This window comes from Stenotrophomonas rhizophila (genome assembly GCF_007667275.1).
Taxonomy (GTDB): Bacteria; Pseudomonadota; Gammaproteobacteria; order Xanthomonadales; family Xanthomonadaceae; genus Stenotrophomonas; species Stenotrophomonas maltophilia_AE.
Map to the genome: position 1 here is coordinate 296,207 of NZ_VDQT01000004.1, position 20,776 is coordinate 316,982.

Consider the following 20,776-nt stretch of genomic DNA (forward strand, 5'->3'; position numbering starts at 1 on the left):
GGCGTGTCACTACGCGGCAAGCCCGCACCGACCAACCGCGTGGCGACACGCCACGCGTGTCCCACGCACACCCACACCGTTCAACCTTACTTGGCCGGCGCGGCCTGCGCTGGCGCTTCGTTCACGATCGCCTCCAGGTCCTTCTGCAGGTCCACGAACAGCGGCTGCATGCGGTCCTGGATCGCCACCATCGCGTTCTGCATCAGCGCCGGGGTCTTGTCCAGCAGGCTCTGCCCGGCCGAGCTCTCGTAGAACTCGGCCATGGCCAGCACGTCTTCCTTGCTGAAGGTCTTCTTGTACAGGTCCACGTACATAGGCCGCAGCTGCTGCCAGGACAGCGCCTGGCGGATGGTCTCCTTGCTGCGTTGTTCGATCCGCTGCAGCTGCGCCTTCTGCGCGTCGTCCAGCTTGCGCTGCTGGGCGATCTGAAGGAACTGCTGGCGCTGCATCTCCTCCATCCGCGGCACCATCGAGTCGAGCATGTTCTGCGCGCGCGATGCGGCCAGCAGGCGGTTGATATCCGCGTCCGACGGCGGTGCGGCCAGCGCCGGGGCAATGGCGGCCAAGCCCAGCGCGAGGGTCAGGGCCAGGCGGGTGAGGCTGCGGCGGGCCGGCGAACGGGTCGACATCATGGTGGTGCTTCCTGCGGTTTCATGGAAACCCGAGCATACCTGCGCGGCCGTCAAACCGCCGTGGCCCACGCCCAGCCGCCGGCGCGCCCGGCCACGGCCCGGCGGTTCCGGCCCATACCGTGCTTTTCCCCGCCATTTCGACGTCATTGGTGAACATTGCGGTCACCTCAGGCGGCGGTCCTGCCTTTACAATGCGGCCCATGGGAAACGGGCCTGTCACCATCAGCGACCACCTGGCGATTCCGGACACGGAGATCGTCGAGCGGTTCGTGCGCGCCAGCGGCGCCGGCGGGCAGAACGTGAACAAGGTAGCTACCGCCGTGGAGCTGCGTTTCGACGTGGCCGGTTCGCCTTCCTTGCCCGAACCGCTGCGCACCCGCCTGCTGGCGCGGCGCGACCGGCGCATGACCGGCGAAGGCGTGCTGGTCATCGACGCGCAGCGTTTCCGTACCCAGGACCGTAACCGCGAGGACGCGCGCGAACGCCTGGCCGCCTTCATCCAGGCCAGCCTCAGCGTGCCCAAGGCGCGCGTGGCGACCAAGCCCACCTATGGCGCGAAGCTGCGCCGGCTGGATGAAAAGAAAGGCCGTGCGCAGATCAAGCGCGGCCGCACCACACGCAATTGGGAGTGATTGCTTGAACAACCGAAGTCCGTTGCTGCCGGCCGTTCCGCCCAGCATGCCGCAGGTCAAACCGAACCGCTTCCTGCGCTGGCTGGCGCGCTGCACGCTGCGCCTGGGCGGCTGGAAGGTCACCGGCACCTTCCCGGACGTGCCCAAACTGGTGTTTATCGTCGCGCCGCACTCGTCGAACTGGGACGGCTTCTGGGGCATGGCGGCCAAGATCGCGCTGGGCATGCAGGTGAAGGTGCTGGGCAAGGCCTCGCTGTTCTGGTGGCCGCTGTCGCCGCTGCTGCGCACCCTGGGCGTGATCCCGCTGGACCGCAGCTCGCCGCAGGGAACGGTGGAACAGGCGGTCAGCCTGCTGCGCAATTCCGACCGGCTGTGGTACGCGATCACCCCCGAAGGCACCCGCAAGGCGGTGACCCACTGGAAGGCCGGCTTCCTGAAGATCGCGCGCATGGCCGATGTGCCGGTGCTGGCGTGCTACTTCCACTACCCGGAAAAGACCATCGGCATCGGTCCACTGTTCTATTCCAGCGGCGACGACGTGGCCGACATGGCCGCCATCCGCGAGTACTACCGGCCGTGGCAGGGCAAGAACCGCGGCACCGTCTGAGGCAAGCCCAGGCGCCACGTCCGGCACATGCCGGGTGCGGGCAATGGGAGTAGGGTGATCGGCTGCGGTCCAACGCCGCCTCACCTCATTCCAGGAGCCCGTTTCATGTCGCGTACCGTAATCTTGGCCGCCGCCATCAGCCTGGCGTTGGCGGCCTGTTCCGGCAAGGAGTCCACCCCCGTGTCCGACACCCAGACCCCCGCCGCGCAGCAGCCGGCCGACGCCTCCACCAACCCCCTGTTGAGCGCCAGCACGCTGCCGTTCCAGGCCCCGCCGTTCGACCGCATCAAGGACAGTGATTACCTGCCGGCCTTCAATGAAGGCATGAAGCAGCACCTGGCCGAAGTGCGCAAGATCGCCGACAACGCCGAACCGGCCACCTTCGACAACACCATCGAAGCGCTCGAGCGCAGCGGTGAAACGCTCGACCGCGTGTCGCGCGTGTTCTTCGGCCTGGTCCAGGCCGACACCAACGAAGCGCGGCAGAAGATCCAGGAAGAGGTAGCGCCGAAGCTGGCCGAACACCAGGATGAAATCAGCCTGGATCCGAAGCTGTTCGCGCGCATCAAGAGCATTTACGACCAGCGCGATGCGCTGGGCCTGGACCCGGTGCAGAAGCGCCTGGTCGAGCGCGATTACCAGGAATTCGTGCGCGCCGGCGCGCAGCTGTCCGACGCCGACAAGGCCAGCCTGCGCAAGCTCAACGTGGAAGAAACCACGCTGGCCACCAAGTTCCATACCCGCCTGGTCGCCGCCACCGCCGCGGCCGCCGTGGTGGTGGATGACAAGGCCAAACTGGCCGGGCTGAGCGAAGAAGAAATCAACACCGCCGCAGCCGATGCCAAGGCGCGCAACCTGGAAGGCAAGTTCCTGCTGCCGCTGCAGAACACCACCCAGCAGCCGGTGCTGGCCTCGCTGAGTGACCGCGACCAGCGCGCGGCGGTGCTGAAGGCGTCGGAAACCCGCGCCGAGCGTGGCGATGCCAACGACACCCGCGAAACCGTGCAGCGCCTGGCCCAGCTGCGGGCGCAGAAGGCCAAGCTGCTTGGCTTCGAGAACTACGCCGCCTACAGCCTGGCCGATCAGATGGCCAAGACCCCGGCAGCCGCGATGAAGCTGCTGACCGACACGGTGCCGGCGGCGACCAGCAAGGCCCGCGGCGAGATCGCGGAAATGCAGAAGGTGATCGACGCCCAGAAGGGCGGCTTCCAGCTCGCGGCCTCGGACTGGGATTTCTACGCCGAACAGGTGCGCAAGGCGCAGTACGACCTGGACGAGTCGCAGATCAAGCCGTACTTCGAGATGGACAACGTGCTGCAGAACGGCGTCTTCTACGCCGCCACCCAGCTGTACGGCATCACCTTCAAGCCGCGCACCGACATTCCGACCTACCACCCGGACATGAAGGTGTATGAAGTGTTCGACAAGGACGGCACCTCGCTGGCGCTGTTCTACACCGACTACTTCAAGCGCGACAGCAAGTCCGGCGGCGCGTGGATGGACGTGTTCGTCGAGCAGAACGGCCTGACCGGTGCCAAGCCGGTGGTCTACAACGTCTGCAACTTCACCAAGCCCGCCGCCGGCCAGCCGGCGCTGCTGAGCTTCGACGACGTCACCACCATGTTCCATGAGTTCGGCCATGCGCTGCACGGCATGTTCTCGAACGTGAAGTACCCGTCCATCGCCGGCACCAGCACCTCGCGTGATTTCGTCGAGTTCCCGTCGCAGTTCAACGAGCACTGGGCGCTGGACCCGAAGGTGTTCGCCAACTACGCGAAGAACTACAAGACCGGCGAACCGATGCCGCAGGCACTGGTGGACAAGATCCTGAAGGCACGCACCTTCAACCAGGGCTATGCGACCACCGAATACCTGTCGGCCGCGCTGCTCGACCTGGCCTGGCACACCCAGCCGGCCGACGCGAAGCTGCAGGACGTGGCGCCGTTTGAAGCGGCGGCGCTGAAGAAGTTCAAGGTCGACCTGGCGCAGGTGCCGCCGCGCTACCGCACCACCTACTTCGACCACATCTGGGGTGGCGGCTATTCGGCCGGTTATTACGCGTACTTCTGGGCGGAAGTGCTCGACCACGATTCGTTCGAGTGGTTCAAGGAGCACGGTGGCCTGAAGCCGGAGAATGGCCAGGTGTTCCGCGACAAGATCCTCTCGCGCGGCAACAGCGTCGAGCTGGCCGACCTGTACCGCGAATTCCGCGGCAAGGACCCGTCGGTGGAACCGCTGCTGGTCAACCGCGGCCTGAAATAAATCGATCCACGTAAATGCGAACGGCGGGGGAAACCCCGCCGTTCGCGTATCTGGGCCGTTGATCGCTGGTAGGGTCGGTTCCCAAACGACTGCACGTAAACCATCAACGCCCGGTAACGCATGGACTACGAACGCAGACGTCTCTCCGCCCACGTTCATGCGTCCCCGTGCCGATCAGCGCTATCGGCGGTCGTTTGGGAACCGACCCTACCAATGCGCCGCAGGGCGGCCACAGGTTCCGGGCCGCACCCGCGCCAAACATTCACGTCCCCACGCGACACCCCACCTCGCTGCATCCCAGGTGATCCAACGCGATCTCCAGCGCATGCATGTAACTCTGCGCGCAGTACCCGTGGGCCACGCCGATGCGCTGGCCCACGTGCTCCGGCAGGCACGCTTCCGGCGCGCCCGCATCATCATCATGCACTTCCACGTATGCGTTGTGCAGGTGCGGCAACAACCGCTGCAAGCGCGCGCTGCCCACGCACGCGCCCGGATCCAGCAACGTCACCTCGCCGCGGCTGTGATCCGCCACGCGCAACGCGTCCAGCAGTTCCTGTTCGGAGCCACAGGCACGGATTGCCACCGTGGTGCCGGCATCGATCGCCCGATGCACCAGCGCCTTCAGCACCGGCGCCGGCAACGGCTGCGCGGTACGGATCAGCTGCCCGGCGGCTTCCGGGCCACGGATGATGAAGATCGACATGGCTCAGGCGCTCCCGACAACGGTCTGCAAACGGCGCGCGGCAATCGCCAGTGACAACCGGCACGCGTCATCGCGGCCACTGCTGCACACCACCTGCGCCGCCGGCGCATGCAGCGGATGCAGGTGGGCGTCCAGGCTGTCGTCGTCGTTGGCCGCCATCTCGATGTACGGGGCCGGCAGCGCGTCCAGCGCCGCGCACAGGTCGCGGCCGTGCGCGGCCCACTGCGCCGGCTCGGCGCTGGCGGTTTCGATCAACACCCAGGCCGGTGCCGTGTGCCGGGCCTGCTGCAGGCAGTGCAGCAGCGCCGGCAGCGTGGCGCAGTCCTGGCAGTGCACGGCGTGGCCGGCCAGCTGGGCCGGCACCGGCAGCGGGTCCGGCGACGGCTGCCGGAGCAACAGGATGGTCATGGAACACCTCGACAAAGCGCCCGTGGGCGCGGTGTCGACACGATGCGCGCGGGGGGGATAAAGCCGCCATGCCGGGGTGGGGGAAGCGGCGTAAACATTGCGTAGCTTTTGGTAGCCTCCAGGAGCGGCACGACCAACGGTCGTGCCCTACCAGGTTACGGCCCCCTCCGGACGTCGCGTTACTCTCGGCTGCGCCGCTTCTTGCGTGCCCTGCCAGCCATTGCGCGATTGGCAGGTGACGCAGGCAGCGGCAACGCCGTTGCCAACGTCGCTTGTCGACGGCCCGAAGGGTGCCCGCCTCAGGCGGGCATGCCGTTGGTCGTCACTGCGGGAACTCACGGTGCACATCACCTGTCAGACTCGACTCACGCCCGCAAGGATCGCCCTCATGACCGCTGCCACCGCCCAACCCGAATCCAAAGGGCTGCTCCACTGGCTGAAGAAGGAAGCGCTGCCCCTGCTGGTCATGCTCGGCCTGCTGGCCGCCGCGCGCGACAGCCTGGCCAATCACTACCAGGTGCCGAGCGGTTCCATGCAGTACACCCTGATGCCCGGCGACCGCGTGGTGGTGGACATGCGCGCCTACGGGCTGCGCCTGCCGTTCACCGGCGTGGAACTGCTGCACACCGGCCAGCCACAGCGCGGTGACGTGGCGGTGTTCGATTCGCCGCAGGACGGCACCCGCCTGATCAAGCGCATCGCCGCCGTCGGCGGCGACCGCGTGGCGTTGCGCGGTGGGCACCTGAGCATCAACGGCCACCCGCTGGCCCAGGCCGGCACCGACGAGGTGGAAGACTTCGGCCGCACCCTGGCCCAGCTCGACCTGGGGCAGGGCGGGGGCCCGGACATCCAGGACCTGACCGTGCCGACCGGCAAGGTGCTGATGCTGGGCGACCATCGCGGCAACAGCGCCGATGGCCGCTTTTTCGGGCTGGTCGATGCGGGTGCGCTGTATGGCAAGGCCTCGCGCGTGTATTACCGGCGTGGCGAGGGGTTCACCTGGCAGGCGCTTTGAGGTTGCCGCGAAGAGCTGCCGGGCAGAGCCCGGCACTACCCGATCGCTGGAATCAACCCGCGGGTACCGTGATCCCGCCGTAGCGCCGGGCTCTGCCCGGCCCTCGCAATGCTGGATTGATACGTAAAACCTCTCAATCCAGACCCGTCAGGTTATGGATCGACCCGAACCCGCTGCCTATCCTGAGCGCTGACCCTCACGCACCGGCCCAACGCCCACGGGCCCAGACGCAATGAACGGCGACACCGCAGCGCTGCCCGAGCGCAGCTCCACCGACCAACCTTCCGCCCCGTCGCAGCACATCGAACAGGGCACGCCCGCCTTCCGGCGCACCGCCGTGGCGCTGTTCCTGGCCGGGTTCTCCACCTTCGGCCTGCTCTACACCGTACAGCCGCTGCTGCCCGAGTTCAGCCGCCACTTCGGCGTGTCCGCCGCCAACAGCGCGCTTGCGCTGTCGCTCAGCACCGGCCTGCTCGCCGTGACCATGCTGGTGGCCGGGCTGATCTCCGACCGGGTCGGCCGCCGCGGGGTGATGATCACCGCACTGCTCGCCTCCACCGTGCTCTCGGCGGCCAGCGCGATGGTGGATGACTGGACCACGCTGCTGGTCCTGCGCACGCTGCTCGGCATCGCGCTCAGCGGCGTGCCGGCGGTGGCGATGACCTACCTCGTGGAAGAAATGGACAGCCGCGCCCTCGGCCTGGCGATGGGCCTGTACATCGGCGGCAACGCCGTCGGCGGCATGAGCGGGCGGCTGATCGCCGGCATCGTCGCCGACCACTGGGGCTGGCGCTGGGGCATCGGCGCGGTCTCGCTGATCGCCGTGGTCAGCACCGTGCTGCTGTGGATGCAGCTGCCGCCCTCGCGCCACTTCCAGAGCCGCCGCGGTGGCCTGCGCGAACTGCCCGCGCGCTGGCGGCAGCTATTCGCCGATCCCGGCCTGCCGTGGCTGTTCGCCACCGCGTTCGTGCTGATGGGCGTGTTCGTCACCCTCTACAACTACCTGGGCTACCACCTGCTGGCACCGCCGTACCGGCTCAGCCAGACCGTGGTCGGGCTGATCTTCAGCGTGTACCTGGTGGGCACCTTCAGCTCGGCCTGGATGGGCCAGCAGGCCACCCGGCATGGCCGTGGCCGCGTGCTTGGCATCTGCTACGCGTTGATCGCCCTGGGCATCGTCATGCTCGCCTTGCCGTGGCTGGGTTGCATGGCGGTGGGCATCGCCCTGGTCACCTTCGGCTTCTTCGGTGGCCACTCGGTGGCCAGCAGCTGGGTCGGCAGCCGTGCCGGGGTCATGCGCGCCGAAGCTTCGGCCCTGTACCTGTTCGCCTACTACCTGGGCTCCAGCCTGGCCGGCGCCGCGGGCGGCGTGTTCTATACCCGCTGGGACTGGTGGGGCGTGTGCGCCTTCACTGCGGTGCTGACCGTCATCGGCGCCAGCATCGCCTGGCGGCTGGGGCGCCGCGTGCAACCCGCTCCGGCCGCGCTCGCGGTCAGTCGCTGAAACCGCCCTGCAGCAGCCGGGTGAAATGGGTGATCAGCGGCGAAGTACCGCCACGCCGGTAAGCCACATGCACTTCCGAGCTGGCCGCGCGATCGCTCAGCGGCACGAACCGCGCACCTTCCACATGGATGTGGCTGCACGACGCCGGCAACACCGTCACCCCCAGGCCGGACGCGGCCAGGCTGATCAGCGTCGACGCCTCGCCGGCTTCCTGGATGATGCGCGGGGTGAACCCGGCGCTGCGACACAGCGCAATGAAATGATCATGGATGCCCGCGCCCACCTCGCGCAGGAAGCCCACGAACGGCTCATGCGCGAACTGGCGCAGCGCCACCGGCGCGCCGGGCGGCAGCGCGCGGATCAACGGATGCTGGTCGTGCACCACCAGCGCCAGCGGATCGCTGAACAGCTTGCGTGACATCAACGGCGTCGGCAGCGCGCGCTTGCGGATCAGCCCGACGTCCAGTTCGTTGGCCACCAGCGCATCGATCTGCTGCAGCGTGTTCATTTCGCGCAGTTTCAACTGCACCTGCGGGAACTGCTGGCGGTAGGCGAAGATCGCGCGCGGAATCTGCGTGGACAACGGCGTGGCCCGGGTCAGCCCGATGCGCAGCTCGCCGGTTTCGCCGCGCTGCGCGCGCTGGGTGAGCTCGATGGCCTGGTCCACCCGCGCCAACGCTTCGGTGGCCTGCGCCTGCAGCACGCGCCCGGCTTCGGTGAGCTCCACGCGGCGGTTGCTGCGCAGGAACAGGCGCGCACCGAGCAGCGTTTCCAGCTGGCGGATCTGCTGGCTGAGCGGCGGCTGCGACATGCCCAGCCGCTCGGCGGCGCGGCCGAAGTGCAGGGTGTCGGCGACCGCCAGGAAATAGCGCAGGTGGCGCAGTTCGATCGACATGGCAGCGCGTCAGCGTTCGGAATGACCGCTTTCATCATAGCTGCGCGGACTGAACAGGTCCGGCTGGATCAGCTCGATGAAGGCGCGGGCCTGCGGCGACAGGTAACGGCCGCGGCGCACGATCACCCCGTAGCTGCGTTCCGGGAACCAGGCGCTCATCGAGCGGGTTACCAGGCGGTCGCGGTCGGCATCGTTGAGGCACAGCGCCGGCACGATGGAGATGCCCATGCCCATCGCCACGTACTGCTTGATCACCTCCCAGCCGCCCACCTCCAGCGCCACCGTGTAGGGCACGCGCTGGCGCTGGAACACCTGGTCGACCAGCCGGTAGGTGATCTGGCGCTTGGGCGGCAGCACCAGCGGGTACGCCGAGATCGCCTGCAGGGTGAGCTCCGGCGCGGTCGCCAGCGGATGGTCGGGCGGTGCGATCAGCACCTGCTCGAAGCGGTAGGCCGGCGCGTAGCTGAGGTCGGCCGGCACCTCGGTCATCGAGCCCACCGCCAGGTCGGCGGCGTCGCTGCGCAGCAGGTCGGTGCCGTCGGCGCTGATCGCGTTGTGCAGGGTCAGGCGCACGTCCGGATGGCGCTGGCGGAAGCGCTCCACGATGCGCGGCAGCAAGTACAGGATGGTGGAACTGTTGGCCGCGATATTGAGCTCGCCGGCGTCCAGGCCCTTCACCTTGTCGCGGAAGCTGGCCTCCAGGCCGTCCAGGCTTTCCACCAGCGGCTGGGCCATCTCGAACAGCAGCTGGCCCTCGCGGCTGGGCACCAGCCGGCGCCCGCTGCGCTCGAACAGCACCACGCCCAGTTCGCGTTCCAGCGCCTGTACCTGCTGGCTGATAGCCGGCTGGCTGACGAACAGCGCCTCAGCCGCCCGTGAGACCGATCCCAGGCGTACCGTCTGGCAGAACGCCCGCAGCGGTTTCAACCGATCGGATTTGTAGGAAAAACGCGGACTTGGCGGTCGTGGCGTGGTCATGGCGTCATGGATATAAGCCGTGCTTATGTAATGCATTGCAATAACTGCTTTGTCAAATACCACACCCCGGCGCACGGTGGGATCACCCGCAACGCAGGAGTTGGACATGTCAGCTGTCGCCGCCTTCGCCACCGCCCAGCCCACCCCGGCCGATGCCCCGGCCACTCCGGGCATCGCCCTGACCACCCAGCTCGCCGGCCAGTCCGCGCTGCTGCCGGCGGGGGTACTGGCGCTGCTGGTGTCGCTGCACCGCGCGGTGGAACCCGAACGCCAGCGCCGCCTGCAGGCCCGCCGTGAGCGCCAGGCGTTCTTCGATGGCGGCGGCCTGCCCGACTTCCGCACCGACACCGCCGCGATCCGCAGCGAGGACTGGCGCGTGGCCCCGATACCCGACGCCCTGCAGGACCGCCGCGTCGAGATCACCGGCCCGACCGACCCGAAGATGGTGATCAACGCGCTGAATTCCGGGGCCAAGGTGTTCATGGCCGACTTCGAGGATTCCACCGCCCCGGCCTGGCGCAACCTGCTGGCTGGCCAGCAGGCACTGATCGGCGCGGTGCGTGGCGACCTGACCCACACCGCACCGGGCGTGGACGGCAAGCCGGGCAAGCAGTACGCGCTGCGCCCGCTGGACGAGCAGGCGGTGCTGATCGTGCGCCCGCGCGGTTGGCACCTGGACGAGAAGCACGTGCGCATCGATGGCCAGCCGCTGGCCGGCGGCCTGTTCGACGCGGCGGTGTTCGCCTTCCACAACGCCCGCACCCTGATGTGCCGCCAGCGCGGCCCGTACTTCTACCTGCCCAAGCTGCAGTCGATGGAAGAGGCCGCGCTGTGGGAAACTGCGCTGTCGCACATCGAAGGCATGCTCGGCCTGCCGCATGGCCAGATCAAGGTCACCGTGCTGATCGAAACGCTGCCGGCGGTGTTCGAAATGGACGAGATCCTGCACGCGCTGCGCGACCGCATCGTCGGCCTGAACTGCGGACGCTGGGATTACATCTTTTCCTACATCAAGACCTTCCGTAAGCACGCCGACAAGGTGCTGCCCGAACGCGGCCAGGTGACCATGACCCAGCCGTTCCTGAAGGCCTATTCGGAACTGCTGATCCAGACCTGCCACCGTCGCGGCGCGCATGCGATGGGCGGCATGGCCGCGCAGATTCCGATCAACCACGACGCCGCCGCCAACGAACAGGCGATGGCGCGGGTGCGTGCCGACAAGCTGCGCGAAGTGACCGCCGGCCACGACGGCACCTGGGTAGCGCACCCGGCGCTGATTCCGGTGGCGCAGGCGATCTTCGACGCGCACATGCCCGGCCCCAACCAGCATGCGGTGTTGCGCCGCGACGTGCGCGTGGGCCGCGACGAGTTGATCGCCGCGCCTACCGGCACCATCACCCGCGCCGGCTTCGAGGGCAACGTGGAAGTGTGCGTGCGCTACCTGGCCGCGTGGCTGGATGGCAACGGCTGCGTGCCGATCCATCACCTGATGGAAGACGCGGCCACCGCCGAGATCAGCCGCAGCCAGCTGTGGCAGTGGCTGCACGTGCCCGGCCAGCACCTGGACGACGGCACTGCCATCGACCTGGCCCTGCTCGACGCCACCCTGGCCGCGCTGCCGGCGCGCCTGGGCGACCGCAGCGCCCTGCCGGGCGGCGCGCGCATCGACGAGGCCATCGCCCTGCTCGGCGAGCTGAGCCGCCGCGACGAACTGACCGACTTCCTCACCCTGCCGGCCTACGCCCGCATCGATTGACCCCACCCTGCCCACCAACCGCACAGCCGGGCAGAGCCCGGCTCTACACCGCTGACCGACCCACCTGGAGAACGCCATGAGCCACCTGCAGACCGCCGAACAGATCCAGCACGAATGGAATACCGACCCGCGCTGGGCCGGCATCCAGCGCAACTACAGCGCCGCCGACGTGGTGCGCCTGCGCGGCACCGTGCACGTGGAGCATTCGCTGGCCCGGCTCGGCGCGGAGAAGCTGTGGAAGTACCTGCATGAAAAGGACTTCGTCAATGCGCTGGGCGCGCTGACCGGCAACCAGGCCATGCAGCAGGTCAAGGCCGGCCTCAACGCCATCTACCTGTCCGGCTGGCAGGTCGCCGCCGACGCCAACCTGGCCGGCCAGATGTACCCGGACCAGTCGCTGTACCCGGCCGATTCGGTGCCGGCGGTGGTCAAGCGCATCAACAACACCCTGCTGCGCGCCGACCAGCTGCACCATGCCGAAGGCAAGGACGAGATCGACTTCCTGCAGCCCATCGTGGCCGATGCCGAAGCCGGCTTCGGCGGCGTGCTCAACGCCTTCGAGCTGATGAAGGCGATGATCGAAGCCGGCGCCGCCGGCGTGCACTTTGAAGACCAGCTGGCCTCGGTGAAGAAGTGCGGGCACATGGGCGGCAAGGTGCTGGTGCCCACCCGCGAGGCCATCGAGAAGTTGAACGCCGCGCGCCTGGCCGCCGATGTGCTGGGCGTGCCCACCCTGCTGGTGGCCCGCACCGACGCCGAAGCTGCCGACCTGCTGACCAGCGACATCGACGCCAACGACCAGCCCTTCGCCACCGGCGAGCGCACGGTGGAAGGCTTCTACAAGACCCGCAACGGCCTGGACCAGGCGATCAGCCGTGGCCTGGCCTATGCGCCCTACGCCGACCTGATCTGGTGCGAGACCGGCAAGCCGGACCTGGAATTCGCGCGCAGGTTCGCCGAAGCCATCCATGCGAAGTACCCGGGCAAGCTGCTGGCCTACAACTGCTCGCCCAGCTTCAACTGGAAGAAGAACCTGGACGACGCCACCATCGCGACCTTCCAGAAGGAAATCGCCCGCTACGGCTACAAGTTCCAGTTCATCACCCTGGCCGGCTTCCACGCCCTGAACTACTCCATGTTCAACCTGGCCCACGGGTACGCCCGCCGCCAGATGAGCGCCTTCGTGGAACTGCAGGAAGCCGAATTCGCCGCCGCCGACCGCGGCTTCACCGCAGTCAAGCACCAGCGCGAGGTCGGCACCGGCTACTTCGACGCGGTCACCCAGGCCATCCAGCAGGGCCAGTCCTCGACCACCGCCCTGGCCGGGTCGACCGAGGAAGAACAATTCCGGGCGGCCTGACGCCCGGAATCGGCGGCTGCGGCCGCCGCCGGGTGGCGGCGCCACCCGGGTAGCGCCGGCCGTTGGCCGGCTCCCCGGGAATCCACCCCGGACACGGCCGCCCTGTCGGGGCGGCCCTTCTTTTATATGGCGCAACCAGATGCTACGGTCCGCATATGCGCACCATGCGGCGGGGAATGGCCGGTCCGACCCGGTTGCCGCGTTGGGGAGGGATGGGCCGGAGCGCCGGGTGAAATCCGGGCGCCGGGATACGGAAATGGGATGAGGCGCACACTTTTAATGGGTGATATCCTCATTTGCTCACCGGGGGGACGCTTGGAAGCGGGTGTATGGGATGACCGGGAATCTTGCGACGAACGTGTGCGAACCAGCCTCAGGCATCGCGCGGACCGCGATGGCTGACATCGTGCATGCCGTTCTGAGCGCGGGTGAGTTCGCGCTGTTTACCCAGTTCGGCCGGCATCGCCACCTGCGCGCCGGCGAACACCTGTTCCTGCGCAACCAGCCTGGCAGCACCATGTATGTCATCGTCAGCGGTGGCATCGAGCTGGACTTCGGCGAAGACCTGGTGGTCAAGACCCTGGGCCCGCACGAGTTCTTCGGTGAACTCGGCCTGCTGATCGGCGACCATCCGCGCAGCGCCGACGCCCGCGCCTGCACCGATGCGCTGGTGCTGGAACTGGACCACACCGATTTCCAGCGCCTGGTCGACCGCGACCCGGGGCTGGTCGCCTATTTCCTGCGCCGCTCGATCATGCGCGTGGTCAGCAACGAACAGGTCCTGATCCGCCAGCTGCGCCGGCGCAACCACGACCTGGAAACCGCGCTGGACAATCTGTACGTCACCACCCACCAGCTCACCCATACCCGTGAGCTGGTGCGCACCGATGAGCTCACCGGCCTGCACAACCGCCGCGGCCTGGCCCTGTACCTGCAGGAATGCCGCAGCCACGAAGGCGACGCGCCGCAGGGCCTGCTGCTGATCGACTGCGACCACTTCAAGCAGGTCAACGACGAACACGGCCACCAGGCCGGCGACCGCGTGCTGCAGAGCCTGGCCAACATCCTGCGCTCGGTGGCCAACGAACAGGATCGCGCCTGCCGCCTGGGCGGCGACGAGTTCTGCCTGCTGCTGCGGGTGGCCGACGCCGACAGCCTGCAGCACGCCGCCGAATTCATCCTCAGCGCCGTGCACGGGCTGATGGGCCGCACCACGCCGCAACCGCACGTGTGCCCGGTCAGCATCGGGGTCTGCCTGATCGACCCGCTGGGCGACTGGAGCGACTGGTACGCACGCGCCGACAACGCGCTGTACCAGGCCAAGCGCCAGGGCGGCAATCGCCTGCATTGGTCGCGCTCCGCGATCGCCGCGCCCTGAGCGGGGTCTGCAATGAACGGCGACAACGGACCGTCGAACCAGCTCCCGATGCTGCGCGCCCTGCTGTTCACCGATCTGTGCGATTCGCTGGTGCTGGTCGAGCGCATTGGCGACAGCGCCGCTGCCGATCTGTTCCAGCAGCACGACCGGGTGGTGCTCGCGCTCCAGCAGCAATGGAATGGGCAGCAGATCGACCGCTCCGACGGTTTGTTCCTGTTGTTCGATCGCGCCATCGATGGCCTCGGCTTCGCGCTCGACTACCAGCGTGAACTCCACGAGCTGGGCAAGCGCCGCAACATTCCGCTGCGCGCCCGCGCCGGGCTGCACGTGGGCGAGGTGCTGATCTGGGACAACAGCCCGGAGGCGATCCAGTCCGGGGCCAAGCCGGTGGAAGTGGAGGGCCTGGCCAAGCCGATGGCGGCCCGCCTGATGGGGCTGGCGCGCCCCGGCCAGATCCTGCTGTCGGCCGTGGCCGAATCGCTGACGCGTCGCGCCAGCAGCGAACTGGGCGAGCGTGCGGACACCCTGCAGTGGCGCGCACATGGCCCGTGGTTGTTCAAGGGCATCCCCACCGCGCAGGAGGTGTTCGAGGTGGGCGAACCGGGCTTTGCGCCGCTGCGCATGCCCAAGGCCCACCCCAAGGCGCAGCGCAAGCTGCCACTCTGGCGCCGGCCGGCCGCGCTGGCAGCCGAACTGGCGCTGCTGGCCGTACTCGGCATCGGCGGCTGGATGCTGCTGCGCCCCGAGCCGGCCATCGCCTTCGCCGAACGCGACTGGGTGGTGCTGGCCGACGTCGACAATGCCAGCGGCGACACGCTGTTCGACGACAGTCTGCAGCGGGCGCTTTTGTTGAGCCTTGAGCAGTCGCGCTACGTCAACGTGCTGTCGGACAACAAGGTGAAGCAATCGCGCGAGTTGCTGCGCGTGCCCGACACCCGCGCGCTGGACCGCGACCTGGCCGGCGACGTGGCCTCGCGCGAAGGCGCGCGCATGGTGCTAGCGCCCAGCATCCATCGCGCCGGGGGAAGCTACGTGGTGGCCGTGGACCTGCTGGATCCGGTCAGTCGTGCGGTGGTGCGCTCCTATAGTGCCGACGCCAATGCACCCGAGGACGTGGTGACGGCCGTGGACGACGTGATCGGACGCCTGCGCGCGGGCTTGGGCGAAACCGTGGCCTCGGTACGGCAGTCGGTGCCCCTGCCACAAGCTTCCACCAACAACCTGCAGGCGCTCAAATCGTATGCCCTGGCAGAAACGGCGTTAGGCCGGGGACGCTTCACCGAAGCCGCCAAGCTGTACGAGGCCGCGCTGGACGCCGACCCGGATTTCGCCATGGCGCACATGGGCCTGGCCAGGCTGCTGGTGCGTACGGACCAGGGCGCCGAAGCCCTGCCGCATCTGCAGCGGGCGCTCGCCCTCAATGAGCGACTGCCGCACCGCGAGCGCCTGTACCTCAAAGCCTTCAGTAGCGCGTTGCGTCCGAATGGATGGCCGTTGGAGGATTGGCGCGTGCTGGCCGAGGTGTATCCGGATTCTTTCCCAGGGCAGGCCAACACCGCCCAGTTCCTGATTCTGGAAAACCGCTATGCAGAGGCGGAACCCTACGCCCGCGCCGCGTCGGCACCCCAGGCGCCCCTGCGCGCCTATCCAATTGGCTACATGGGCTGGATCCAGCTCGCCACCAACCGCTACGACGAGGCGTTGCGCAGCTTCATGCTATCCGAGCAGCTCACTGGCCGCACCGCCAGCGACACGCGCGCGGACGTGCTGATCGCCCAGCGCCGCTACAAAGACGCACAAGCGGTGCTGGCGCAGCTACCCAAGGGGCGCGACGAGCTGCAGACCATCATGTACCAGCGTGTCCGCGTGCTGCTCGCGGCCGACCAGGACGACTGCACCGGCATGAACGATGCACTGGCCAGCGAGGTTGCACCGAGCGAATCAGTCGACTTCCAGACGCATGTCCTGTTAATGCACGTGGTCGTGGACACCGCCTGCGAACGAGCGGACCCCGCCGCGCTGTCGGCTGTGTCCGAACAGTTGCTTCCGTTGCTGAAAGATATCGACAACCCGAACCTGTCGGAACGCGTGCTGCGTCTGCTGTCGCTTGCGTATCTGGCGCAGCGCCAAGGCGATTTTGCACGGGCCGATGCCCTGCTGCGCGCTCATGCGGCGCTGATCAAGGCGCAGAAAAGTCCGGTTGTTGGCAAGTGGCATGCGGTCGTGCTGGCCATGCAACAGTTGGGGCGAAACCAGCCCGCGCAAGCCGAGTCGCTGTTGCGCCCACTTCTGGATGGTACCGAACCGGTACAGGCCCGCGTGGTCCTGCGCGATGTTCAACGTCGGCTGGGTAACGCCGAGTCGTTCCATGAGCAGAACGAGTGGCTGTTTGCCCACCGCGGGCAGGCGATTGCCGAACCGGCAGCCATGCAGCTGATGCAGCCGCTGAGCGTGCATGACACGCTGGCCGACGCCAGCCTGCGGCGCCAGTAACCTGGACGCAGGCTGGCAGCACCGTTACTCCAGTGCGCCGCCAGCCTTACCCGCCTCGAAGCAGTGGGGAACGAACATGGCCTGATAGGACGTGCTCAGGTATGTTTCCAGCTGGGCCTGCACCGCGCGCAGTTCCTCCACGCTGGCCAGCTGCTGGATGTCGCAGCAGAGCGGCTGTTCGTCCGGGCTGAAACCGATCTCGGTCAGGGCTTGGCGCGCGTCCTTCTGGAAAAGCTCGCGAAAGGCGGGGTCCTCGATAAGCCTGCTGACCAGCCGCGCTGCGATCTCAGGGGAAATCTTGTTCGTTTCCGGTTTGTCGTTGCTCATTGCGGTCGATCCAGTGGGTGAAGTGAAGGTTATCGGCCAAGGGGGCCGGGAATGTAGAGCCGGCAGGGGTGCGAACGCGCAGTGCGAGGCAGTACGCAGGTAACGTCGAAGACCGGCCAGGCCTGGGGGGACCCGCCGTGCTGCAGCTAGAATGACCCGGTCCTTCCACGGTTTTTCGCCGATGAAACTGCGCCGTTGCACCACTGTGATGTTCGAGCCACGGGAGGAGGTCAGCCTCGACTTCACTGCCATGCTGGCCGGGCGTGCGGAAGCTTCCACGACCACCGCGTGGTTAGCGCTGGCCGCGCACCTGGAACATCCGGTACCGGTGACTGCCGCGCAGCGGGAGCTGCTGGGTGCCTTGGGGTCCCGTATCTGGACCGACGTGAGCGACATCAGCGGCGAGCCGGGCGACTGGCATTCCCTGCTGGCGGCGGGACTGCTGATCTCCGACGATGCCGAACACGCCGCGCATCGCCAGCGCGACGAAGGCATGCGCGACGGCCACTGGTGGCCATTGGCGGCACTGGTGCATCGTCATGCCCGCTGGAGTGGGGTGAACAGTGCCGCGCAGATGCGGGACAGCACCATGGTGACTGCCAAGGACCTGCGTAGGCAGCTGGGCGCGCCGCCGCCGACGGTGCAGGCGCATCCGGGTACGTACCGGCCGCTGCCCACCGTGGACGCCACCGAGTACGACCTGCTGCTGGAGCGCCGCACCACCTGCCGCAATTTCGATGCAGCACGCCCTGTCGCCTTGGAGCAGCTGGCGCAGCTCCTGCAGCGTACGGTGAAGGCGCAGGCCGTGGTGGAGGTGGAGGCCGATACCGCGTTCCTGAAAAAGAACGTGCCGTCCGGCGGCGGCCTGCATCCTACCGAGACGTATCTGCTGGTGCAGCGCGTGGAAGGCCTTGAGCCGGGTCTGTACCACTACCACCCGGTGCAGCATGCGCTGGTGGCGCTGCCACGCCACTGCGAGCGGCCGCTGCGGGACGTGGCCGAGGCCATGCTGTCCGGCCAGGACTGGTTCGCCGATGCGGCGGCGCATCTGGTCCTCGTGCCGCGGTTCGCCCGCACGAACTGGAAGTACCGCAACCACGCCAAGGCCTATCGTGCCCTGCTGCTGGACGTGGGCCACATCTCGCAGGCGGTGTACATGGCGGCCACCGAGGCCGGCCTGGCTGCCTTCGTCACCGCTGCCATCAACGAGGTCGACACCGAAGCGGTGTTCGCCCTGGACGGCGTCAGCCAGAGTCCCGTCGCCATCATGGGCGTGGGCTGGCGAAGTGCTACGCTGGACACGGCAGAGTTCGATCCAAACAAGGTGGTTTGGCCCTGACATGAACGGCGACGCCGCACCCTCGACCCAGCCCCCGTTGCTGAAGGCCCTGTTGTTCACCGACCTGTGTGATTCGCTCGGGCTGGTCGAACGGCTGGGCGACAGCATGGCGGCCGAACTGTTCCAGCAGCACGACCGGCTGGTACTGGCGCTGCAGCAGCACTGGCTCGGGCAGCAGATCGATCGTTCCGACGGCGTGTTCATGCTGTTCGAGCGGCCGATCGACGCGCTGGGGTTTGCACTGGATTACCAGCGCGAACTGCTGGAAATCGGCAAGCAGCGGGGCATCGAACTCAGCGCGCGCGCCGGCCTGCACGTCGGGGAAGTGCTGATCTGGGAGAACAGTGCGGAGGCCGTCGCCGCCGGTGCCAAGCCGGTCGAGGTGGAGGGCCTGGCCAAGCCGATGGCCGCGCGTTTGATGATGCTGGCCTGGCCCGGACAGATCCTGATGTCGGCCGTCGCCGAGACCCTGACCCGGCGCGCCAGCACCCTGCTGGGTGAGCGCGGTGACCGGCTGCTCTGGAAGTCGTACGGCCGCTGGCGCTTCAAATCGGTGCCGTCGGCGCAGGAAGTATTCGAGGCCGGCGAGTTGGGCATCACCCCGATGCGCATGCCGCGCGGGAACGCCAAGGCGCGTCGTGTGCTGCCGGTATGGCGCCGACCGGCGGCGCTGGCGGCCCAGGTCGCTCTGATCGCCACGCTGGGGCTCGGTACCTGGATACTGCTGCGACCGGCGCCTGCCATTGCCTTCGCCGAGCGCGACTGGGTGGTCCTGGCCGACGTGGACAACGCCAGTGGCGAAGCGCTGTTCGACGCGTCGCTGCAGCGCGCGCTGCTGATGAGCCTGGAGCAGTCGCGCTACGTCAACGTGCTCTCCAGCAGCAAGGTCACCGAATCGCGCGACCTGCTGCGGGTGCCGTCCACGCGCGCGCTGGATCGTGAGCTGGCCAGCGACGTGGCGGCGCGCGAGGGTGCACGCATCGTGCTGGCACCGTCCATCCGCGAGGCCGGCGGCCATTACCTGGTCAGCGTCGATCTGCTCGACCCCACCAGCCGCGCCGTGGTGCGCAGCTACAACGCCAAGGCCGAAGCCGCTTCCGACGTGATCGCGGCGGTGGACGACGTGGTCGGCCAGCTGCGCGCGGGGTTGGGCGAAACCGTCGCCTCGGTGCAACAGTCGGTCCCGCTGCCGCAGGCCACCACCTCGAACCTGCAGGCCCTGAAGTCCTTCGCGTTGGCCGAGAGCGCAATGGGCCGGCGCCGCTTTTCCGAAGCCACCAAGCTGTTCGAAGCGGCGATCGATGCCGATCCGGATTTCGCCATGGCCCACGTCGGCCTGGCCCGGCTGCTGGTGCGGCTGGACCAGCGTGCCGAAGCGCAGCCCCACCTGGCCCGCGCGCTGGCGGTAAGCCAGCGGCTGCCGCACCGCGAGCGCCTGTACCTGAAAGCCTGGAGCAACGAGCTCAGTCCGGTGTCCTGGCCGCTCGACGACTGGCGCGTGCTGGCCGACGTCTATCCCGATTCCTACGCCGGCCTGTATACGACCTCGTGGTACCTGCTGCTGGACAACCGGTTCGAGGATGCGGAGCGTTACGCCCACGCCGCCACGGTGCCCTCGAACGCGCTGCGCGCATATTCCTTCGCCAACCTGGGCTGGATCCAGCTGGGCAGCAACCGCTACGACGAAGCCCTGCGGAACTTCCGGCAGTCCGAGCAGCTGACCAATCGTCCGGCCGCCGATCCACGCGCCGACGTGCTGATCGCCATGCGGCGCTACAAGGAGGCGGGCGAGGTGATGGCCCAGCTCGGCAAGCCCGGCGATGAACTGCAGGCGCTCATGAACGTTCGCGTGCGCCTGCTGCTGGCGGCCGACCAGGACGATTGCACGGGCATGCGCGAGGCGTTGACGACCGAACCCATGCCCACGCAGTCGCCCGATTTCCGCGTGCACCGCCAGTTGCTGGAAACGGTGGTCGACACCGCCTGCCAGCAGGGCGACGCGCGCGCGCTGGCGGGCATCGCCGCGGACATGCGTCCACAGCTGGCCGACCCCAACCACCCGGGCATGCCCGACCGCATGCTGCGCCTGCTGTCGCTGGTCTACCTGGCGCAGCGCCAGGGCGAGCAGGCGCTGGCCGACCGGCTGCTTGCCGAGTACGACCCGTTGCTGCAGAAACAGAAGAGCCCGGTGATCGGCAACTGGCGCACCGTGGTGCAGGCCATGCAGAAGATCGGGCAGGGCGCACCGGCCGACGCGGTGGCGCTGCTGCAGCCGCTGATGGACGGCACCGAACCGGTACAGGCGCGGGTGGCGCTGCGCGAAGCGTATCGCCAGCTCGGTGACGTGCCGGAGTTCCACAAGCAGAACGAGTGGCTGTTCGAACACCGGGGCAGGGCGATCGCCGAAGTCGCCAATACCCAGTTGATGCAGGCATTGAACGTGCACGACATGGTGACGGACGCCACGATGCGCCAGTGAAGCCG

At 67.9% G+C, this 20,776-nt stretch carries 17 protein-coding genes; 11 read left to right on the forward strand and 6 right to left on the reverse strand.

Going from position 1 to position 20,776, the window contains the following annotated elements:
• Positions 1-86: 86 nt before the first annotated feature.
• Positions 87-629, reverse strand: coding sequence for a DUF2059 domain-containing protein (locus FSZ13_RS14345; RefSeq protein WP_145481198.1), 543 nt, complete (start codon positions 627-629; stop codon positions 87-89).
• Between the two features lie 203 nt (positions 630-832).
• On the opposite strand from FSZ13_RS14345, the gene arfB reads away from it, so the two are divergent.
• From arfB to dcp, 3 genes are all read left to right on the forward strand, one after another.
• Complete coding sequence (arfB, locus tag FSZ13_RS14350; RefSeq protein WP_145480837.1) at positions 833-1,264, forward strand: alternative ribosome rescue aminoacyl-tRNA hydrolase ArfB; 432 nt, start codon at positions 833-835, stop codon at positions 1,262-1,264.
• 46 nt (positions 1,265-1,310) lie between these two features.
• On the forward strand, positions 1,311-1,871 hold the full coding sequence (locus FSZ13_RS14355) for a lysophospholipid acyltransferase family protein (protein WP_260844201.1): 561 nt from the start codon (positions 1,311-1,313) through the stop codon (positions 1,869-1,871).
• A gap of 105 nt (positions 1,872-1,976) precedes the next feature.
• Positions 1,977-4,133, forward strand: coding sequence for a peptidyl-dipeptidase Dcp (gene dcp, locus FSZ13_RS14360; RefSeq protein WP_145480839.1), 2,157 nt, complete (start codon positions 1,977-1,979; stop codon positions 4,131-4,133).
• 262 nt (positions 4,134-4,395) lie between these two features.
• On the opposite strand, the gene FSZ13_RS14365 is transcribed toward dcp, so the two are convergent.
• Positions 4,396-4,839: a 3-dehydroquinate dehydratase gene (locus tag FSZ13_RS14365; protein WP_145480840.1), complete on the reverse strand. Its 444-nt coding sequence runs from the start codon at positions 4,837-4,839 to the stop codon at positions 4,396-4,398.
• 3 nt (positions 4,840-4,842) lie between these two features.
• Positions 4,843-5,247 (reverse strand): hypothetical protein, encoded by a 405-nt coding sequence (locus tag FSZ13_RS14370; RefSeq protein ID WP_145480841.1) that lies wholly within the window; start codon positions 5,245-5,247, stop codon positions 4,843-4,845.
• Between the two features lie 388 nt (positions 5,248-5,635).
• Between FSZ13_RS14370 and lepB the strand changes: the two genes are divergently transcribed.
• Together lepB and FSZ13_RS14380 are read left to right on the forward strand one after the other, a co-directional pair.
• The gene (gene lepB, locus FSZ13_RS14375) at positions 5,636-6,262 is read left to right on the forward strand and encodes a signal peptidase I (protein WP_145480842.1); all 627 of its coding nucleotides are present in this window, start codon (positions 5,636-5,638) and stop codon (positions 6,260-6,262) included.
• A 232-nt stretch (positions 6,263-6,494) separates the two neighbouring features.
• Positions 6,495-7,766, forward strand: coding sequence for an MFS transporter (locus FSZ13_RS14380; RefSeq protein ID WP_145480844.1), 1,272 nt, complete (start codon positions 6,495-6,497; stop codon positions 7,764-7,766).
• Here FSZ13_RS14380 and FSZ13_RS14385 read toward each other — a convergent pair.
• Together FSZ13_RS14385 and FSZ13_RS14390 are read right to left on the reverse strand one after the other, a co-directional pair.
• Entirely contained in the window at positions 7,756-8,661 is a 906-nt protein-coding gene (locus tag FSZ13_RS14385) for a LysR substrate-binding domain-containing protein (protein ID WP_145480846.1), read from the reverse strand. The two genes, FSZ13_RS14380 and FSZ13_RS14385, sit on opposite strands and share 11 nt — an antisense overlap.
• A 9-nt stretch (positions 8,662-8,670) precedes the next feature.
• On the reverse strand, positions 8,671-9,639 hold the full coding sequence (locus FSZ13_RS14390; RefSeq protein ID WP_145480848.1) for a LysR family transcriptional regulator: 969 nt from the start codon (positions 9,637-9,639) through the stop codon (positions 8,671-8,673).
• A 106-nt stretch (positions 9,640-9,745) separates the two neighbouring features.
• Between FSZ13_RS14390 and aceB the strand changes: the two genes are divergently transcribed.
• From aceB to FSZ13_RS14410, 4 genes are all read left to right on the forward strand, one after another.
• Positions 9,746-11,395: a malate synthase A gene (gene aceB, locus FSZ13_RS14395; RefSeq protein ID WP_145480850.1), complete on the forward strand. Its 1,650-nt coding sequence runs from the start codon at positions 9,746-9,748 to the stop codon at positions 11,393-11,395.
• A 76-nt stretch (positions 11,396-11,471) separates the two neighbouring features.
• Positions 11,472-12,755: an isocitrate lyase gene (gene aceA / locus FSZ13_RS14400; RefSeq protein WP_145480852.1), complete on the forward strand. Its 1,284-nt coding sequence runs from the start codon at positions 11,472-11,474 to the stop codon at positions 12,753-12,755.
• Positions 12,756-13,089: 334 nt separating this feature from the next.
• A complete protein-coding gene (locus tag FSZ13_RS14405) occupies positions 13,090-14,133 on the forward strand; it encodes a GGDEF domain-containing protein (protein WP_145480854.1) in 1,044 nt (347 codons plus the stop codon).
• 12 nt (positions 14,134-14,145) lie between these two features.
• Positions 14,146-16,626, forward strand: coding sequence for a putative peptide modification system cyclase (locus FSZ13_RS14410; protein WP_145480856.1), 2,481 nt, complete (start codon positions 14,146-14,148; stop codon positions 16,624-16,626).
• Positions 16,627-16,650: 24 nt separating this feature from the next.
• Here FSZ13_RS14410 and FSZ13_RS18510 read toward each other — a convergent pair whose 3' ends face one another.
• Positions 16,651-16,953: an NHLP-related RiPP peptide gene (locus FSZ13_RS18510; protein WP_186308953.1), complete on the reverse strand. Its 303-nt coding sequence runs from the start codon at positions 16,951-16,953 to the stop codon at positions 16,651-16,653.
• Positions 16,954-17,134: 181 nt separating this feature from the next.
• Here FSZ13_RS18510 and FSZ13_RS14420 point away from each other — a divergent pair, with 181 nt between their 5' ends.
• Both FSZ13_RS14420 and FSZ13_RS14425 read left to right on the forward strand, forming a co-directional pair.
• On the forward strand, positions 17,135-18,292 hold the full coding sequence (locus FSZ13_RS14420) for a putative peptide maturation dehydrogenase (protein ID WP_145480860.1): 1,158 nt from the start codon (positions 17,135-17,137) through the stop codon (positions 18,290-18,292).
• A gap of 1 nt (position 18,293) precedes the next feature.
• Positions 18,294-20,771: a putative peptide modification system cyclase gene (locus tag FSZ13_RS14425; RefSeq protein ID WP_145480862.1), complete on the forward strand. Its 2,478-nt coding sequence runs from the start codon at positions 18,294-18,296 to the stop codon at positions 20,769-20,771.
• Positions 20,772-20,776 lie beyond the last annotated feature (5 nt).

What these genes read in the sequence shown, in the direction of transcription:
- FSZ13_RS14345 (WP_145481198.1), bottom strand. Translation starts at nt 629, where the DNA reads ATGTCGACCCGTTCGCCGGCCCGCCGCAGCCTCACCCGCCTGGCCCTG.
- arfB (WP_145480837.1), top strand. Translation starts at nt 833, where the DNA reads ATGGGAAACGGGCCTGTCACCATCAGCGACCACCTGGCGATTCCGGAC.
- FSZ13_RS14355 (WP_260844201.1), top strand. Translation starts at nt 1,311, where the DNA reads ATGCCGCAGGTCAAACCGAACCGCTTCCTGCGCTGGCTGGCGCGCTGC.
- dcp (WP_145480839.1), top strand. Translation starts at nt 1,977, where the DNA reads ATGTCGCGTACCGTAATCTTGGCCGCCGCCATCAGCCTGGCGTTGGCG.
- FSZ13_RS14365 (WP_145480840.1), bottom strand. Translation starts at nt 4,839, where the DNA reads ATGTCGATCTTCATCATCCGTGGCCCGGAAGCCGCCGGGCAGCTGATC.
- FSZ13_RS14370 (WP_145480841.1), bottom strand. Translation starts at nt 5,247, where the DNA reads ATGACCATCCTGTTGCTCCGGCAGCCGTCGCCGGACCCGCTGCCGGTG.
- lepB (WP_145480842.1), top strand. Translation starts at nt 5,636, where the DNA reads ATGACCGCTGCCACCGCCCAACCCGAATCCAAAGGGCTGCTCCACTGG.
- FSZ13_RS14380 (WP_145480844.1), top strand. Translation starts at nt 6,495, where the DNA reads ATGAACGGCGACACCGCAGCGCTGCCCGAGCGCAGCTCCACCGACCAA.
- FSZ13_RS14385 (WP_145480846.1), bottom strand. Translation starts at nt 8,661, where the DNA reads ATGTCGATCGAACTGCGCCACCTGCGCTATTTCCTGGCGGTCGCCGAC.
- FSZ13_RS14390 (WP_145480848.1), bottom strand. Translation starts at nt 9,639, where the DNA reads ATGACCACGCCACGACCGCCAAGTCCGCGTTTTTCCTACAAATCCGAT.
- aceB (WP_145480850.1), top strand. Translation starts at nt 9,746, where the DNA reads ATGTCAGCTGTCGCCGCCTTCGCCACCGCCCAGCCCACCCCGGCCGAT.
- aceA (WP_145480852.1), top strand. Translation starts at nt 11,472, where the DNA reads ATGAGCCACCTGCAGACCGCCGAACAGATCCAGCACGAATGGAATACC.
- FSZ13_RS14405 (WP_145480854.1), top strand. Translation starts at nt 13,090, where the DNA reads ATGACCGGGAATCTTGCGACGAACGTGTGCGAACCAGCCTCAGGCATC.
- FSZ13_RS14410 (WP_145480856.1), top strand. Translation starts at nt 14,146, where the DNA reads ATGAACGGCGACAACGGACCGTCGAACCAGCTCCCGATGCTGCGCGCC.
- FSZ13_RS18510 (WP_186308953.1), bottom strand. Translation starts at nt 16,953, where the DNA reads ATGAGCAACGACAAACCGGAAACGAACAAGATTTCCCCTGAGATCGCA.
- FSZ13_RS14420 (WP_145480860.1), top strand. Translation starts at nt 17,135, where the DNA reads ATGAAACTGCGCCGTTGCACCACTGTGATGTTCGAGCCACGGGAGGAG.
- FSZ13_RS14425 (WP_145480862.1), top strand. Translation starts at nt 18,294, where the DNA reads ATGAACGGCGACGCCGCACCCTCGACCCAGCCCCCGTTGCTGAAGGCC.